The organism is Staphylococcus sp. EG-SA-2 (assembly GCF_017152085.1).
Map to the genome: position 1 here is coordinate 1 of NZ_JACYHC010000555.1, position 3198 is coordinate 3198.

General features: G+C 32.0%; 3 protein-coding genes. 1 reads left to right on the forward strand and 2 read right to left on the reverse strand.

Features of this window, described 5'->3' with window-relative positions:
* Positions 1-54: 54 nt before the first annotated feature.
* The gene (gene pdxT / locus IDG60_RS09470; protein ID WP_000690439.1) at positions 55-615 is read right to left on the reverse strand and encodes a pyridoxal 5'-phosphate synthase glutaminase subunit PdxT; all 561 of its coding nucleotides are present in this window, start codon (positions 613-615) and stop codon (positions 55-57) included.
* A gap of 3 nt (positions 616-618) precedes the next feature.
* A complete protein-coding gene (pdxS, locus tag IDG60_RS09475) occupies positions 619-1506 on the reverse strand; it encodes a pyridoxal 5'-phosphate synthase lyase subunit PdxS (protein WP_000034728.1) in 888 nt (295 codons plus the stop codon).
* A 103-nt stretch (positions 1507-1609) separates the two neighbouring features.
* On the opposite strand from pdxS, the gene pdxR reads away from it, so the two are divergent.
* On the forward strand, positions 1610-2992 hold the full coding sequence (pdxR, locus tag IDG60_RS09480) for a MocR-like pyridoxine biosynthesis transcription factor PdxR (protein ID WP_206160647.1): 1383 nt from the start codon (positions 1610-1612) through the stop codon (positions 2990-2992).
* Positions 2993-3198 lie beyond the last annotated feature (206 nt).

Here is a 3198-nt window from a genome sequence, read left to right on the forward strand (position 1 = left end):
TCTTCTCAACAAATCTATAAATATCAATAATTCGTTGATTTAGCATACATTAAGCTATGCTTTTTTTACAATATGATTAATAAAGTAATCAGTTACTCTATAGTCATCTGTTAATTCAGGATGGAATGATACGCCTAAATATTTACCTTGCTGGACAGCTACAATTTTCTCATTAACCTTACATAGGATATCTACGCCTTGACCTACTTTTTCAATATGTGGCGCTCTTATAAAGACACCTTCAATATCTGTAGCGATACCTTTAATATCTAATTCTGTTTCAAAGCTGTCAACTTGTCTACCGAATGAGTTTCGTTGTACAGTAATATTCAACTTGTTAAGGTATCCTTCTTCACCAACTATATCTTGCGCTAGAACTATTAATCCTGCGCATGTACCAAACATAGGTAAAGTTGAATTTTGTAAAGCCTCTTTAAATCCATATAAATTCATTAATCGACGTAACGTTGTAGACTCGCCACCAGGTAATATTAAGCCCTCGATTTCTTCTAATTGTTCAACTTTTTTAACTGCAATACCTTCATGACCACTTAATTCAATATGTCTAATATGTTCACGTACTGCACCTTGTAATGCTAATACACCTATTTTCATATCTTACCAACCACGCTCTTGCATACGTTCTTCTAATGATAATTGATTGATATCTAAACCTTTCATAGCAGTGCCAAGTTCACTTGCTAATCTTCCAATTAGTTCATAGTCTTGGTAATGTGTTGTTGCTTGAACAATTGCTTTAGCAAATTTTTCTGGATCTTCTGATTTAAAAATACCTGATCCAACGAATACACCGTCAGCACCTAATTCCATCATTAAAGCAGCATCTTGAGGAGTCGCAACGCCACCAGCTGCAAAGTTAACTACCGGTAAACGACCATTGTCTTTAATTTGTTTTAAAATTTCATAAGGCGCACCGATATCTTTCGCAAAAGTCATAATCTCATCATCATTCATTACAGTCAATCGACTAACTTCTGAATTAACTTGTCTCATATGTCTTACAGCTTCAACAATATTACCTGTACCTGGTTCACCTTTAGTACGTAACATAGCAGCACCTTCACCAATTCTACGCGCAGCTTCACCTAAATTACGACATCCACATACAAATGGTACTGTAAATTGATCTTTTCTTAAGTGATATTCCTCATCTGCTGGTGTTAACACTTCTGATTCATCAATATAGTCAACACCCATCGCCTCTAATACTCTTGCTTCAGTGATATGACCAATACGTGCTTTAGCCATGACTGGAATAGAAACAGCATTCATTACTTCTTCTACAATTTTAGGGTTTGCCATACGTGCAACGCCACCAGCAGCTCTAATATCAGAAGGTACTCGTTCTAATGCCATAACTGCTACCGCGCCTGCTTCTTCTGCAATTCTTGCTTGCTCAGCATTAACGACATCCATAATAACGCCGCCTTTTTGCATTTCAGCCATACCTCTTTTGACTCTGTCTGATCCAATAATTTTACTCATTATACATAAAACCCCTTTTCAAGTTGATTAAATACATTGTAATGTATAAACTGATATTTAAAAAGGTACAAAATAAGATAAATTTAGGAGGTCAGTTATAAAATTGAAAAACACTTTATACCATCAACTTTATGAAAAATTAAAAAAACAAATAATTGAAGGTCAATTTAAAGAAGGCGATAAATTTTATTCTAAAAGACAATTAAGCAAACATTTATCTATCAGCCAAACAACCGTAGAGCATGCATATCAACTTCTATTAGACGAAGGTTACATTTATTCAAGACCTCGCTCTGGATATTTTGTGTCCGAAATTGAATCTTTAACAATTTTAAACAATCAACCTATCCCCTCTCTTTTTGATGATGATTCATATAAACCAAAAGCGAGTGATGAAGCTTATGATTATGCTTTTAATTTGGATGAAATAGATACGAAACATTTCCCTATAGAACTTTTCAGAAAGTATTCCAAAGATCTTTATGATACAAATCATTTAAATCAATTACGTAGAGGACATTTTCAAGGAGAATTACATTTAAGATTTCAACTGGCATTTTATTTATTTACTAATCGTGGTGTAATTTGTGATCCTAATCAAATTATAATTGGCTCATCTACCGAACAATTAGTAAATCAATTAGTCGATTTACTTTATACTTCAACGTTTATTATCGAAAAACCTAGTTATCCACCAATCAAAAATATTTTAGATAAAAAACAAGTTGAATATGAACAAATTGAAGTTGAAGATAATGGAATAAACGTAGATGAAGTTATTAAATCACAAAAAAATATAGTATATATAACGCCTTCCCATCAATTTCCAACTGGATATGTGATGGACTTAAAAAAACGAACTCAATTAATACAATGGGCTCAAGAAAAAGAAGAACGATTTATTATAGAAGATGATTATGATTCCGAGTTTAGATATTTCGGCAAACCCATTCCAGCAATTCAAGGTCTATATTCAAGAGGAGAAAAAGTGATTTATATCAGTACATTTTCAAAGTCTATTTTTCCTAGCTGTCGAGTTGCATATATGGTGTTACCCTATTCTATAATGAAAAAATATCATTCTCAAAATCACATTGAAGGCAACACTGTACCTGTTCATATGCAAAACCTTATTGCAATGTTTATATCTTCCGGTGGTTTTGAAAGGCATTTAAATAAAATGAGACGAATTTATCGTAGAAAACTAACCTATATTTTAAAAAGATTGAAACCTTACAAAGAGCAGCTTGATATTCAAGGTGCTGAAACGGGTATGCATTTTACAATTACAGTAAAAAATGGATTAACATTACAAGAGTGTCTTGATAGAGCAAACAAAGTAAAGTTAAAATTACAAGTTTATAATTTTGATGATGATCAAGACTATAAGAAAACCCCTAAATTTATATTAGGCTTTGGCGGTATAGACGATGATGCTTTAAAACCGCATGTAGACGCTCTAATAAAATCATTAATTATAAAGTAACACTTCTTTGATAAAAGTTAGTGTTACTTATGCAATAGCTTGTCTATTGTATAATAATTAATTTCCATTTTGTATTTCAATAAAGTATATAAAAGAGCAGTAAGATCATTTTCAATTAGATACCGTCTTACTGCTCTTCTCTATTTATACAATATTTTGTTTTCGATGATATCATTTTAAATTTATATAAACACAAAATTAAAGTT

Excerpts from the sequence above, each read along its gene's own strand:
- pdxS (WP_000034728.1), bottom strand. The coding sequence starts at position 1,506 with ATGAGTAAAATTATTGGATCAGACAGAGTCAAAAGAGGTATGGCTGAA.
- pdxT (WP_000690439.1), bottom strand. The coding sequence starts at position 615 with ATGAAAATAGGTGTATTAGCATTACAAGGTGCAGTACGTGAACATATT.